The sequence below is a fragment of the Nocardioides sp. AX2bis genome, assembly GCF_902506435.1.
In the GTDB taxonomy this organism is placed as follows: domain Bacteria; phylum Actinomycetota; class Actinomycetes; order Propionibacteriales; family Nocardioidaceae; genus Nocardioides.
Genome location: NZ_LR733215.1, coordinates 1,811,227 through 1,825,288, shown reverse-complemented (window position 1 = coordinate 1,825,288; position 14,062 = coordinate 1,811,227). Strand labels below are relative to the sequence as shown.

Below are 14,062 nucleotides of genomic sequence, written 5' to 3'. Positions count from 1 at the left end.
GCCGGTGCCCCGGACCCTCGCCGGCCAGTTCCTGCTGCTGCAGCTGGTCGTGCTGGTGCTGGTCGTCGCGGTCACGAGCGTGGTCTCGGTGCGCCAGAGCGACGCCGACTTCCGTGACACCCGGGGCGCGCGGCTGCGCGCCGGCGCGGCCGTGCTGGCCAACACCGCCGCCGTCCAGGACGCGCTGGCCGCGCGGGACCGCGGCCGTGGCGACCTGCCCACGGGCTCCCTGGCCTTCTACGTCACCCAGCGCCAGGACGACGTCGGCGCGACCACCGTCTACCTCACCGACCCGGTCGGGGTCGTGCTCGCCTCGACCGACCCGACCCGCGAGGGGGACACGCTCGTCCTGGGCGACGGGTCGTCGACGCGCGGCAGCACCTGGACCGGCGACCTCGTGGACCGCGGGGCGCGCACCATCGCCGCTGCGGTGCCGGTCTACGGCGGGGCACGCGCCTTCACCCCCGACCGCCCCGGCCGCCCCCCGCGACAGGTCGGCATCGCGGTCGTGACCGAGACCTATCCCCCGCTGACCGAGCGGTTGTCGGCCACCCGGACGGACGTGCTGGTGGTGCTCGGCAGCGGGCTGGCCCTCGGCCTCGCCGGGTCCCTGCTGCTGTCACGCCTGATCCGGCGCCGTACCCGCGGCCTGGAGCCGGCCGAGATCGCGGCCCTGGCCGACCAGCGCGAGGCGCTGCTGACCTCGATCCGCGAGGGCGTGGTCGCGGTGAACGACGACGGGGTGCTGACCGTGGTCAGCGACAGCGCCCGCGACCTGCTGCGGCTGCCGCCGGACGCGCAGGGCCGTGCGCTGGCCGACCTCGACGTGTCCCCGCCGGTACGCGAGGTGCTGGCCGGCACCGGGGACCTGCTCGACGTGGTGCTGGTGGTCGACGGGCGCACCCTGGTGACCAACCGCAACCGGGTCGAGGCGGGCGGGCGGCGGATCGGCACGATCACCACGCTGCGCGACCGTACGGACCTGCTCGCGCTGCGCAGCGAGCTCAGCGCCCGCGAGAGCGTGACCGGGACCCTGCGGGCGCAGACGCACGAGTTCAGCAACCAGCTGCACACGATCTCGGGGCTGGTCCAGCTGGAGGCCTACGACGAGCTGGGCGCCTTCCTCGGCACCCTGAACCGGCGTCGCGCCGAGATCAGCGACCGGGTCCTGGCCCGGGTCGACGACCCGGCCGTGGCGGCCCTGCTGATCGCCAAGACCAGCCTGGCCGCCGAGCGCCGCGTCGAGCTGGTCCTCGACCCCGCCACCGCCCTCCCCCGGCTCGGCGCCGACCTGTCGGCCGACGTCGGCACGGTGCTGGGCAACCTGGTCGACAACGCCGTCGACGCCGTCGCCTCCGCCCCCGACGCGCGTGTCGAGGTGCTGCTGCGGCGCGAAGAGGCAGGCGCGGAGGGCCCGGCCGTGGTGGTCGTCCAGGTCGCCGACTCCGGCCCCGGGGTCGCCGAGGGCGACCGCGAGCAGGTCTTCCACCGGGGCTTCTCCACCAAGCCGTCCGAGGCCGGCGGCCGCGGTGTCGGCCTGGCGCTGGTGCAGGTCGTCTGCGGGCGGCGCGGCGGGACCGTCGCGGTGCACAATGCGGGCGGCGCGGTCTTCGCCGCGCGCCTGCCCGACCTCGAGGACGTCACCCCGTGAGCACCCCCGCCGCACCGCCGCCCCCGCCGACGCCACCACCGTCGAGCGGGCGCGAGCTGAGCGTGCTGGTGGTCGACGACGACTTCATGGTCGCCTCGATCCACACCCGGTTCGTGGAGCGGGCCGCCGGGTTCCGGGTGGTCGGCGTCGTCGCGACCGGCGAGGCGGCGCTGGCCGAGGTCGAGCGGCTCGCGCCCGACCTGGTGCTGCTGGACGTCCACCTGCCGGACGTGGACGGCATCGAGGTGCTGCGCCGGCTGCGCGCGACCGGCAACGACGTGGGCGTGGTGATGGTGACCGCCGCCCGCGAGGCCGACACCGTGCGCGCCGCGGTGGCCGGCGGGGCGGCGCACTACCTGGTCAAGCCGTTCGAGGCCGACGACCTGCTGTGGCGCCTCGAGGCCTTCCGGGCGGCCCGCGCCGCGCTCGACGGGTCCTCGCGCCCCGCGCAGGAGCAGATCGACGCGGCGTTCGGACCGGGTGCGCGGACCACCCCGGCCCCGCTGCCCAAGGGGCTGAGCCGCGAGACCGCCGGCACCGTGCTGGCCGCCCTGGACGACGGCGCCGAACGGTCGGCCGCCGAGTGCGCCGAGCTGGTCGGCGTCTCCCGCGTCAGCGCCCGCCGCTACCTCGAGCACTTCGTGGCCGACGGCCAGGCGCTGGTGCGGCTGCAGTACGGCGGCAGCGGCCGCCCCGAGCGGCGCTACCGCCGCGCCTGACCAGGCTGACCGGGCCAGCACCCGTACGCCGCCCCGACAGCACCGGCAGTCCCAGTAGCCCCAGGAATCCCCGCTCGGGCGGGGATTCCCGGACTTCGCGCGCCTTGCAAGGCACGCGAACACCGGGGATCACCGCTCAGGCGGGGATTCCTGGGACAGGTGGGGCGCACGGGGCGGTCGGTGAGCCGGGGACACCCCGGGTCAGGGGACGAAGACGTCCTCGGCCTGCTGACCGGTGGCGCCGAGGGGGCCCTCCTCGGTGCCGTCGACGGTGACCAGCAGGCCGCCGTCGGAGGAGCCGATGCGGACGGGCGGGGCGACGTCGAGCTGGATGGTCTGCATGAAGGCCAGCTGGTCGTCGAAGACGACCTGCGAGCCGCTCCGCACGGTGACCTGGGCACCGCCCCCGGCGGCGGTCAGCTCGACCGGCACCGCCGCGCCCGTGCCGGTGGACGCACCGTTGTCGACGCCACCGCTGTTGTTGAGCCGGGGCGTCGGGGGGGCCAGGTCGGCCGGGCGGTCGACGACCAGCCGGGCCACCGACCAGACCAGGATCAGGGTCATCGCCGCCGCGACCAGGACCGACCAGTTCGGGCCGCCGCGGGTGCCGCGGATCGAGCCGCCGGCGCCGGTGGCCAGCTCGGCCTCGAAGACCCGGCGCGCGTCGATCGGCGCGTCGGCGTAGCGCTCGTCGTAGGTGGCCAGCAGCGGGGCCGAGTCGGTGCCGAGCACGCGGGCCAGGGTGCGCAGGTGGCCCTTGGCGTAGAAGTCGCCGCCGCAGGGCGCGAAGTCGTCGACCTCGATCGACTCGATCACGTGGGGGCGGATCCGGGTGCGGTCGGCCAGCTGGTCGACGCTGAGGCCCAGCCGGGTACGGGCCGCGGCGAGCTCGGGCCCGATCACCGGGTCGACGACCGGCAGCGGTGCGTAGTCGTCGAGGACCAGCGGGGCGACGGCCTCGCCGGGCTTGGCGATCGGGCGGACCCGGTCGCCCCACACCGAGGTCTCCTCGACCAGGTTCACGCTGCCGTCGCGACGCAGCTCGCGGGCCTCGGGCAGACGGGGGCGGTCGTCCTCGTCGTCGGTCTCGGAGGTGTCGAGCCGCAGCGCAGCCGCGCCGAGCACCACGTCGGCACGGGTGCCGCTGGACAGGTCGCGCCACGGCAGCGGCGTGCTGCTGGCGACCACGGTCGGCGTCGGTGCCGGCAGCCCCGCGTCGTCGCGTCGGGAACCCGGGCGACCCGTGTCCCCGGCGCCGGCACCCTCCGCAACCTCGTCCTCGTCCTCGCGCTCGGCGCGCACCGGACGACGCTCGTCGACCCAGCGTCGCAGCCGTGCGGCCAGGCCCTCGCGGGCCTCGTCCTGCACGTCGTCCTGGTCGTCGTCCTCCTGGACCAGGTCGTGCTCGGCCACGTCCTGCTCGTCCGGCTCCTCGTCGACCTGCACCGCGACCGGCTCGACCGGCTCGGCGACGGGCTCGACCACCTCGGTCGCACCGTCGGCCAGCGCACGCAGGGCCCCGGGCAGGTCGTCGGTGCCGACCACGCGGGTGGTCAGGCTCAGCGGCACCGTGAGCGGGTCGTCGTCAGCGGCGGCGCCCACGAAGGACAGCGAGCCGTCGCGGGCGGGCCCTCGGCGGGGGCGGTGCTCGACGCGGTCGACCTGGTCCCAGGTGAGGCCGTGCCAGGTCTGCCCGCGGCGCACCCGCACGCCTTGGTCGTCGGCCACGAGCACCGGGGTGCGGGCGTCGACGAAGGCGAGCAGGTTCACGATCCCGACCGCGCCCATCGCCAGGCACAGCGCCCAGTCCAGCGGCGCGCCCGAGGCCATCGCCCGCGCCAGCCAGGCCAGGGCGACCATGCAGCCGGCGACGCCGACCGCCCCGGTGACCGCGCCGCGGCGGCGCACCTCGACCTCGGCACGGCCCTGGCCGTCCTCGACCCCGGACTCGATCAGCTGCACGTCGTTCACTGTTCCCCCTGGATGATGGCGATGACGCCGTCGACCTCGTCGGGCTTGACCAAGACGTCGCGGGCCTTGGACCCCTCGCTGGGGCCCACCACCCCGCGGCTCTCGAGGATGTCCATCAGGCGCCCGGCCTTGGCGAAGCCCACGCGCAGCTTGCGCTGGAGCATCGAGGTCGAGCCGAACTGCGTGGAGACGACGAGCTCGATCGCCTGGACCACGAGGTCCAGGTCGTCACCGATGTCGTCGTCGAGGTCACGCTTGGCGGCCGCGGGGACGGTGACGTCCTCGCGGTACGTCGGCTGCAGCTGGGTCTTGCAGTGGGCCACGACCTGGGCGATCTCGGCCTCGGTCACCCAGGCACCCTGGATGCGCGCGGGCTTGGAGGCGCCCATCGGCAGGAACAGCCCGTCACCCTGGCCGACGAGCTTCTCGGCCCCCGGCTGGTCGAGGATGACGCGGCTGTCGGCCAGCGACGAGGTGGCGAAGGCGAGCCGCGACGGCACGTTGGCCTTGATCAGGCCGGTCACGACGTCCACCGAGGGGCGCTGGGTGGCCAGCACCAGGTGGATGCCGGCGGCCCGGGCCAGCTGGGTGATCCGTACGACCGCGTCCTCGACGTCGCGCGGGGCGACCATCATCAGGTCGGCCAGCTCGTCGACGATGACCAACAGGTACGGGTACGGCGCGAGCACCCGCTCGCTGCCCGCGGGCAGCTCGACCTTGCCGGCCCGCACGGCCTTGTTGAAGTCGTCGATGTGGCGGAACCCGAAGTTGGCGAGGTCGTCGTAGCGCAGGTCCATCTCGCGCACGACCCAGGCCAGCGCCTCGGCGGCCTTCTTCGGGCTGGTGATGATCGGGGTGATCAGGTGCGGCACGCCCTCGTAGGCGTTCAGCTCGACCCGCTTGGGGTCGACCATGATCATCCGGACCTCGTCGGGCGTGGAGCGCATCAGCACCGAGGTGATCATCGAGTTGATGAAGGAGCTCTTGCCCGAGCCGGTCGCGCCGGCCACCAGCAGGTGCGGCATCTTGGCCAGGTTGGCGACCACGAAGCCGCCCTCGACGTCCTTGCCGAGCCCGGCGACCATCGGGTGGTGGTCGTTGCGGGCGACGTTGGAGCGCAGGACGTCGCCGAGCGAGACAATCTCCTTGTCCAGGTTCGGGATCTCGATGCCGATCGCGGACTTGCCCGGGATCGGGCTGAGGATCCGGACGTCGGCCGAGGCGACGGCGTAGGCGATGTTCTTGCTCAGCGCGGTGACCTTCTCGACCTTGACCGCGGGGCCGAGCTCGACCTCGTAGCGCGTCACCGTGGGGCCCCGGGTGTAGCCGGTGACCTGCGCGTCGATCGCGAACTCGTCGAGGACCTGGGTCAGCCGGTCGACGACCGCGTCGCTGGCCTTGGAGCGGGCCTTGTGGACCGAGCCGGGCTTGAGGACCTCGCTGGTCGGCAGGCTGTAGACCACGTCGCCGGACAGCGCGAGCTGCTCGACGCGGGCCGGCAGGTCGGCGTGCGGCGGCGGGACGAGCTCGGCCTGCTCGGGCTCGGGGTCCGGAGCCGGCGCGGGGCGGCGGCGCGGGGTGCGCGCCGCCGGCGCCTCGTCCGGGGTGGGCGGCATCCCGAGCTGGGTGTCCTCGGAGTCCGCGTCGACGTCGTAGGGCGCGTCCTCCGCGGGCGCGGCCTTTCTCGCCCGCTTGCGGATCTCGCGGTCGGAGAGGACCGGGCTGTCGTACGGCGGGTCGCCCGCGTCGGGGTCGATCTCGGCGGCCGTCCGGCGGGTGCGGATCGGCTGGGTGGGGGCGCCGTCGTCGAGGCCGTCCTCGTCGACCGGGCCGCGGCCCAGGAGGAGGTCGCGCAGGTCGGCGAGGCGCTCGGGCACCCGGTAGACCGGCGTGGCGGTGATGACCAGGACGCCGAAGAAGCAGAGCAGCAGCAGCACCGGCACCACGACGAACGGGGTACGGAGCAGGTCGAGCAGGAGCGAGGCGACGACGTAGCCGACCGCTCCCCCGCCCTGGCGCAGCGGCGAGGTGTCGCCGGCCAGCGGCTGCGGGTCGCCGGCGGCGACGTGGACGACGCCGAGCACGCCGAAGGACAGCGCCGACCAGCCGATGACCTGCCGGCCGGCGGGGCCGTTGCGGACCGGGTCGCGCATGACGCGCCACCCGGCGACGACCAGGGCCAGCGGCACCAGCCAGCCGACCTGCCCGACGCTGCCGGTGACCAGGGTGCGGGCCAGCTCCATCGCGCCACCGGGCACCTCGAACCAGACCGCGGCGGCCGAGACCAGCGCGAGGCCGAGCAGGACGAGGCCGGCTCCGTCGCGACGGTGCTCGGGCTCGAGGTCGCGGGCGGTGTGACCGACCCCGCGGGCGGCGGCGCCGACGCCGCCGGCCACCGCGCTCCAGGTGGCCGCGACCCCGCGGGCCCCGACGCCTGCCACGCGCACGACCGGGCTCGGTCCGGAGCGGACCGCACGGGGGGCGGGCCGCTTCTTCGGGGTCGAGCGGGAGGTCGAGCGGGAGGAGGGGCTGGGGGGCTTCCGCGTGCTCCGGGTACGAGGAGTCGAGGAGCCCTTGCCACTCGTGGACCGGCTGGTGCTGGTCGACGTGGACGAGGACGTGCTCTTGCTCCGCGACCCCGGCGGGGAAGACGTACGGGTCGCCATGGTCGACACCCTAGTTCTGCGTCACATGCGTCCCACGGACCACAGGAGTGCGTGTCTTGGGACCGGTCGGACGGTCCCGGGACCACCGATCCGTCCACGGAGGCCCCACAGGGCGACCACGCGACGGTGTCGTCGCGTCGACGCGCTGGTGACGTCGGGGTGACACCGACTTGTTACGCAGAGGTATGGACCAATCCCTCCCCCGTCCTTAGGGTGCGACTGGCGGAACGGCGACCCCGGACCGCACACCACACCCACTCGGAGGGAACAACACGTGAAGATCCTCAGGCAGGGCTTGGCCCTCGCCGTTCTCGGGGCAGGGCTCACGGCGGTGTCGCCGCTCACGGCCACCGCGGCACCGACCGCACCCGACCGCACGCTCGTCCAGCGCATGCAGGACGACGCCAGCGGCCAGGTCCGGGTCTCGGACGAGCGCGCCACCGGCAAGATCAGCTTCATCCGCGCCGCCGGCGCCGGCAGCGACCTGCTGCCCGGCACGGCCGCCGACTCCGCGGTCTCGGCCGTGGCCAAGGCCGAGGCCTACGTCGACGAGTTCGCCCCGGCCTTCGGTGCCCCGAGCGAGCAGCTGGTGCGCGAGGGCGTCACCCGCGACAAGCTGGGCACCGTCGTCACCTGGACCCAGGAGTACGACGGTGTCCCCGTCTTCGGCTCCATGCTCAAGGCGCACCTCGACGACCAGGGCGACCTCACCGCCGTCAACGGCGAGCTCGTGCCGGTCGAGGGCCTCAGCACCGACCCGGCGCTCTCGGCCGCCGAGGCCGGTCGGGCCGCGGTCGCGATGGTCAAGGCGCAGCCGCCCACCGACGACGAGGGCAAGGCCGGCTCGGTCGCCGGCATCGAGGCCAAGGACCCCTCCCTGCTGGTCTACCGCTCGGGCCTGGCCCAGGGCGTCGCCGGCGGCGAGAACGAGCTGGCGTACTCGATCGAGGTCGGCAACGACGCGAACGTGCGCGACATGGTCTTCGTCGACGCGCAGACCGGCAAGATCCTCAACCGCTACTCCCTGATCCACGGAGCGCTCGAGCGCGAGCTCTACGAGGCCGACCAGGACCGCAACCTGGAGCTGGTCTGGGAGGAGGGCGACCCGCTGCCGGGCGACCTGAACCAGGACCAGGAGAACCTCGTCCGCTCCACGGGCGAGTCGTACTGGCTGTTCAAGAACGCCTTCGACCGTGACAGCTACGACGGCGCCGGCGCGACGATGCGCACCATCAACAACGACCCCGCCATCTCGTGCCCGAACGCGAACTGGAACGGCACGACGACCAACTACTGCGACGGCGTCACCTCCGACGACGTCGTGTCCCACGAGTGGGGCCACGCCTACACCGAGTACACCCACGGCCTGATCTACCAGTGGCAGCCGGGTGCGCTCAACGAGGGCTACTCAGACGTCTTCGGCGAGACCCTCGACCTGATCAACGGTCGCGAGGACGAGGGCGAGGGTGACATCACCTCCCCGCGCCCGGTCGACACGTGCTCCACCAACTCGCCGGCCAAGCCGGTGCTCACGATCAACTCGCCGAGCTCCATCGCCCGTGACTGCCTCACCGGCGGCGCGTCGTTCGGCAAGCAGCTCACCGCCCAGGGCATCACCGGCGACGTCGTCGCCCCCACCGACGCCGTGGAGGCGGGCGGCGGGACCGCCCTCGACGGCTGCTCGCCCTACGACCAGGACGTCACCGGCCAGGTCGTGCTGGTCGACCGCGGCCTGTGCGCCTTCACCGAGAAGGCCGAGATGGCCACCGAGGAGGGCGCGGCCGCGCTGATCATCGGCAACCGCGACGACGCCCCGATCGGGATGTCCGGCGACGACCAGACCCTGGTCACCACCGTCTCGATCGGTCTCACCGACCGCGAGGCCATCCGTACCGCCCTCACCGGCGGCGAGACCGTCAACGTGACCATGAAGGACGCCGGCGGCGAGCGCACCAGCTCGTTCCGCTGGCTCGTGGGTGAGAAGTCCACCGCCTTCGGCGGCGCGATCCGCGACATGTGGAGCCCCACCTGCTACGGCGACCCGGGCAAGGTCAGCGACGCCGAGTACAAGTGCTCCACCGACGACAACGGCGGCGTGCACTCCAACTCCGGCGTGGTCAACCGCGGCTACTCCCTGCTCGTGGACGGCGGCACCTACAACGGCGTCGCCGTCGACGGCCTCGGCCTCGACAAGTCGCTGAACATCTACTACAAGGCGATGCTCGACTACCAGACGCCGGCCAGCGACTTCGTGGACCACGCGAACTCGCTGGAGGCCTCGTGCGCCGACCTGACCGGGAAGGCGATCAACGAGCTGTCCACCGCGCCCAACGACGCGGCCCGGGCGGTCGACAAGATCACCGCCGACGACTGCGCCCAGGTCGCGGCGATGGCCCAGGCCGTCGAGCTGCGTCTCGACCCGACCGACAAGTGCAACTTCGAGCCGCTGCTCGCCCCGGGCGACCCGGGCACCTGCGGTGAGGGCTTCACCGGCACCGAGGTGTTCTCGGAGGACTTCGAGAACGGCCTGGACGCCTGGACCCTCGAGGGCGAGAACGTCTACGGCGGGGAGACCTTCCCCTGGACCACGACCCGCACCTACCGCGGCGACCACGAGTCCACGGTGGCCTTCGCCCCCGGCCCGGACGAGGGTGACTGCTCCGGGACCCCCACCGACATCTCCTCGGTGGACTGGATGACCAGCGGTGACATCGAGCTGCCCGCGGACGGCACCACGCCGCGGATGTCGTTCGAGCACTACGTCGCCACCGAGGTCGGCTACGACGGCGGCAACGTGCAGGTCGCCGTCGACGGCGGCGAGTTCGCCCCCGTCCCGGCGGACGCCTTCGCCTTCAACGCCCCCGACCAGATCTCGACCGTGGAGGAGGGCAACACCAACCCGCTCGCCGGCCAGCCGGGCTTCACCGGCACCGACGGCGGCACCGTGTTCGGCAGCTGGGGCACCTCGGTCGTCGACCTGGGCGAGGCCGGCGTCGCGCCGGGCGACACCATCCAGGTCCGCTTCGCGATGGGCCGCGACGGGTGCGGCGGCGCCAGCTTCTTCGGCTGGAACGTCGACAACATCACGGTCTCGCTCTGCGAGGAGGTCCCGGTGGAGCCCACGGCCACCACGACGACCTTCAAGCGGACGATCCCGCAGCCGGTGCGTACCGGCAAGCCGTTCGTGGCCAAGGTGAAGGTCGCCGCCGACGGCGACACCGTCCCCACCGGTCCCGTCCAGCTGATGTTCAAGGACGCCACCGTCGGCCAGGGTCGCCTGAACGACAACGGCGTGGCCCTGATCGAGTCGAGGAAGCGCTTCGCGAAGGCCGGGTCGCGCACGATGACCGCGACCTTCGTGGGTGACGAGCTGCAGGAGAGCAGCTCGGACGAGTTCACGGTGCGCGTCGTGCGCCGCTGACCTCAGCTCCAGCACCAGGAAGGGCCCCGCCGGACGATCGTCCGGCGGGGCCCTTGCCGTTCGGGGCCCTCGCCGTTCGGGTGGTCGCCGCCCGGGGCGGTGGGACTCAGCCGCGCCCGCGGGGCAGGCAGACCCGGAAGGTGCTGCCGGCGCCGAGGTCGGACCGCACCATGATCCGCCCGCCGTGCAGGTGCACGATGCGCCGCGAGATGGCCAGTCCCAGCCCCGAGCCCGGCAGCGACAGGGCCTCGGGGTTGGTCGAGCGGTGGAAGGCGGAGAACAGGTGCACCTGGTCGGCGACGGAGATGCCGAGACCGGTGTCGGTGCACTCCAGCCAGACCCCGCCGGCCTCGTCGGACCCCACGCCCACGGTGACCTCGCCACCGCGAGGGGTGTACTTGACCGCGTTGCCGAGCAGGTTGTCGACCACGGTCCCCAGCTCGTCGGGGTCGGCGTCGACCGGCACCGTGTCGCTGGGCACGTCGAGGTTGAGCACCAGTCCCCCGCGCTCGGCCTGGACCGCGATCAGCTCGACGCTGGCGGCGGCGAGCGCGCGCAGGTCGACCGGGCGCGGGACGTGGACCCGCGACTCCTGCAGGGCGGAGTAGTCCAGGAGGTTCTGCACCAGCCGGTCGAGCCGTCGCGCGTTGCGCGCGATCGCCTCGACCGAGCCGATGCCGGTGTCGAGGTCGGTGAGCAGCTCGGCGTGCCCGACGATCGAGCTCAACGGGGTCTTCAGCTCGTGGGAGATGGTGGCGATCAGCTCCCCCTTGTAGCGGTCGAGCTCCTGGAGCTCGCCGACGAGGTGCCGCTCGCGCTCGAGGACGCGGGCGTCCAGGACCACCCGGCCCAGCAGCCGCCCGATCTCGCCGACCGTCTCCTGCTCCAGATCGCTCCAGGTGCTCGACCCGGGCCGACGTGCCACCAGCAGGTAGCCCGACGCCTCGCGCTCGCCCACCGGGGCCAGCAGCACGGTGGCGTCGCACTTCTCCCGGGCCAGCCCCGAGACGCGTGAGAGCTCGGCCGGTCCCAGCACGGCGGGGTGGCCGGAGCGTGCCGCACCGACCGCGATCCCGGCCGCGACCCTGGCCAGGCCGATCGAGCCACCGGCGTGGGTGGAGAAGAAGTGGGAGTCCTCGAGCCGCTCCAGGTCGCCGGAGGTGACGCAGCGGATGGCGACCTCCTCGACGTCGAACCCCTCCGCCACGGCGTGGCCGACACCCTCCAGGGTCAGGTCGAGGTCGGCCAGCCGGGCAGCCGCGGAGGCCGCACTGAGGACCTCGCCCATCCGCACCTGGACGGCCAGCCGCTCGCGCTGCTGGGCGTTGTCCATCGCCAGGCCGGCCTGCACCACGAACATCTCGAGCAGCTCGCGCTCGAGCTCGGCCGGCACCATGCCGTCGGCGGGCAGGTCCACGGACATGTTGCCCAGGAGCCGGCCGGTGGCCGACCACAGCGGGGCGTACAGCGTGTCCAGGGGGTGCCAGGCCCCCTCGACCGGGCTGGGCTCGAGGTCGGGCACCCAGGCGGCCTCCTCGAGGGGGGCCGGGAGCCGGTCGTGGGGCAGGAAGCGCAGCACGCCCCACTCGTCGGCGAGGTCGAACTCGTTGACCAGCGAGGCCACCGGTGTCCGCCGCCCCAGCAGCAGGTCACGCACGTGCCCCGGGGCCGCGACGTTCGTCATCACCAGCGTGTCGCCGTCGAGCCGGGAGATCGCGGCCACCCCGAAGCCGAGCACCTCCACCACGCCGTGGGCGATCTCGTCGAGCACCTCGGAGAGGTCCGGCGAGGCGTTGACACGCTGCATCAGCCGGTAGAGACGGGTCAGCACCTCCGGTCGCGACGACGCAGCGACGTTCATGGAACGGACTCCCGAGAGTGATCTGGACCGCCGACGGACCAGGTGGCACACCGGAGTCTAGGCACCGGGACGCGGCCGCGGGCGGTATTTGGCGCGACCGGTCAGGCGACGACCACGACGGGCACGATCATCGGACGTCGGCGGTGGGTGCGGCTGACCCACCGTCCCAGCGTCCGGCGCAGCACCTGCTGCAGCTGCTGGACGTCCGTCGTGCCGTCCGCGAGCGCCCCGGTCAGGGCGGCGACGACCTCCGCCCGGACGTCGCCGAGGTCGACGTGCTGGAGCGCGTTGCCCCGCGCGTGCACCTCCGGCTCGGCCAGCACCGCGGCCCGGGCCAGGTCGACGACGACCACCACCGAGAGGAAGCCCTCCTCGCCGAGGATCCGGCGGTCCTTGAGGTCGGCCTCGGTGACCTGCCCCACCGAGGACCCGTCGACGTAGACGTACTCGCAGGGCACCCGGCCCACGACGTCGACGCGTCCGTCGACCAGGTCGACGACCACGCCGTCCCCGGCCACGACGACGTCGGGGACCCCGGCACGCCGCACCAGCTCGGCGTTGGCGCGCAGGTGGCGGACCTCGCCGTGCACCGGCATGACGGCGCGCGGGCGGACGATGTTGTAGCAGTAGAGCAGCTCGCCGGCACTGGCGTGACCCGAGACGTGCACCAGCGCGTTGCCCTGGTGCACCACCCGCGCGCCGAGCCCGGCCAACCCGTTGATCACCCGGTAGACCGCCGTCTCGTTGCCCGGGATCAGGCTGGAGGCCAGCACCACCGTGTCCTCCTCGCCGACCTGCACGAGCTGGTGGGTGCCCTGGGCCATCCGGCTGAGCGCGCTCATCGGCTCACCCTGGGACCCGGTGGAGACCAGCACCTGACGCTCCGGCGGGAGGCCGGCGAGCTCCTTGGCCTCGACGACCACGCCCTCGGGGACCCGCAGGTAGCCCAGGTCGCGGGCGATGGCCATGTTCCGCACCATCGAGCGGCCGACGTAGCCGACCTTGCGTCCGTGGGCGACCGCGGCGTCGAGGACCTGCTGGACGCGGTGGACGTGGGAGGCGAAGCAGGCCACCACGAGCCGGCCCTGCGCCTGCTGGAAGACCTGGTCGAGCACCGGGGTGATGCTGGTCTCCGCCGTGGTGAAGCCCGGGGTCTCGGCGTTGGTGGAGTCGGTGAGGAAGAGGTCGACGCCCTCCTCCCCCAGCCGCGCGAAGGCGCGCAGGTCGGTGAGCCGGCCGTCGAGGGGCAGCTGGTCCATCTTGAAGTCGCCGGTGTGCAGCACCAGGCCGGCGGTGGTGCGGATCGCGACGGCGAGCGCGTCGGGGATCGAGTGGTTCACCGCGACCAGCTCGAGCTCGAAGGGGCCGAAGGAGATCGTGTCGCCCTCGGCGACGACGTGCTGGACGCTCTGGCGCAGCCGGTGCTCGCGCAGCTTGGGCTCGAGCAGCGCCAGGGTCAGCCGCGAGCCGACGAGCGGGATGTCGGGACGCTCGCGCAGCAGGTACGGCGTCGCGCCGACGTGGTCCTCGTGGCCGTGCGTCAGCACCAGCGCCTCGACGTCGTCGAGGCGGTCGCGGATCCAGGAGAAGTCGGGCAGGACCAGGTCCACCCCGGGCTGGTGCTCCTCGGGGAAGAGCACGCCGCAGTCGACGAGGAGGAGACGTCCCTCGTGCTCGAAGACGGTCATGTTGCGACCGATGTCGCCCAGGCCGCCCAGCGGGACGACACGGAGGCCGCCTGCGCTCACCCCCGGCGGCCTCGAGCCCGGCACG

General features: G+C 73.5%; 7 protein-coding genes. 3 read left to right on the top strand and 4 right to left on the bottom strand.

Annotation, left to right across the window (positions count from 1 at the left end):
* Positions 1–4: 4 nt before the first annotated feature.
* Together GV155_RS08710 and GV155_RS08705 are read left to right on the top strand one after the other, a co-directional pair.
* Positions 5–1,651, top strand: a complete 1,647-nt coding sequence (locus GV155_RS08710) for a sensor histidine kinase (protein WP_201300113.1) — start codon at positions 5–7, stop codon at positions 1,649–1,651.
* Positions 1,648–2,370, top strand: a complete 723-nt coding sequence (locus tag GV155_RS08705) for a response regulator (protein ID WP_236554189.1) — start codon at positions 1,648–1,650, stop codon at positions 2,368–2,370. Before GV155_RS08710 ends, GV155_RS08705 begins: the two co-directional genes overlap by 4 nt.
* Before the next feature lie 201 nt (positions 2,371–2,571).
* Here GV155_RS08705 and GV155_RS08700 read toward each other — a convergent pair whose 3' ends face one another.
* Positions 2,572–4,341, bottom strand: a complete 1,770-nt coding sequence (locus tag GV155_RS08700; protein WP_160007149.1) for a helix-turn-helix domain-containing protein — start codon at positions 4,339–4,341, stop codon at positions 2,572–2,574.
* Positions 4,338–7,007: an FtsK/SpoIIIE family DNA translocase gene (locus tag GV155_RS08695; protein WP_201300112.1), complete on the bottom strand. Its 2,670-nt coding sequence runs from the start codon at positions 7,005–7,007 to the stop codon at positions 4,338–4,340. The genes GV155_RS08700 and GV155_RS08695 overlap by 4 nt, the downstream gene beginning before the upstream one ends.
* Positions 7,008–7,398: 391 nt before the next feature.
* Between GV155_RS08695 and GV155_RS21035 the strand changes: the two genes are divergently transcribed.
* Positions 7,399–10,428 carry a M4 family metallopeptidase gene (locus tag GV155_RS21035; RefSeq protein ID WP_160007147.1) on the top strand — a complete coding sequence of 1,010 codons (3,030 nt, stop codon included), beginning with the start codon at positions 7,399–7,401 and terminating at the stop codon, positions 10,426–10,428.
* Between the two features lie 106 nt (positions 10,429–10,534).
* Here the strand turns inward: GV155_RS21035 and GV155_RS08685 are convergent, their stop codons facing one another.
* A complete protein-coding gene (locus GV155_RS08685) occupies positions 10,535–12,289 on the bottom strand; it encodes a sensor histidine kinase (RefSeq protein ID WP_160007146.1) in 1,755 nt (584 codons plus the stop codon).
* Positions 12,290–12,390: 101 nt separating this feature from the next.
* Positions 12,391–14,061 (bottom strand): ribonuclease J, encoded by a 1,671-nt coding sequence (locus GV155_RS08680; protein WP_236554186.1) that lies wholly within the window; start codon positions 14,059–14,061, stop codon positions 12,391–12,393.
* Position 14,062 lies beyond the last annotated feature (1 nt).